The 253-nt window shown below is 70.0% G+C and carries 1 protein-coding gene; it reads right to left on the bottom strand.

Annotation, left to right across the window (positions count from 1 at the left end; genetic code table 11):
* A partial coding sequence (locus tag SB658_RS25850; RefSeq protein WP_410603330.1) for a hypothetical protein occupies nt 1-253 on the bottom strand: 253 nt, incomplete at both ends.

The following is a 253-nucleotide window of genomic DNA, read 5'->3' as shown; positions in this document are numbered from 1 at the left end:
CATGCAGGCGCGGCGCCTCGAATCCGTCACCCAGCGAGAGGCGCAACTTTTGTGATTCGGCGGCGCCCGACGTCTCGATGATCGTGCTGACGTCGCCGTCCTCCGAGGCGAGGGTCACAGCCGATCCGCCGCCGGCGAGCTCGCGGCACGCGCCCGAGAGATAGGTCCAACCCAGGCCCGTGAACTGGCCGTAGTGAGCGTAGCCCCAGAGCGCCTCGCGCACGCGGTAGTGGCCCGACCATGGCTCGTGGGC

This window comes from Bacillus sp. SIMBA_008, from assembly GCF_046535495.1.
GTDB lineage: Bacteria > Bacillota > Bacilli > Bacillales > Bacillaceae > Bacillus > Bacillus subtilis.
This window is presented reverse-complemented; position numbering and strand designations above follow the sequence as displayed.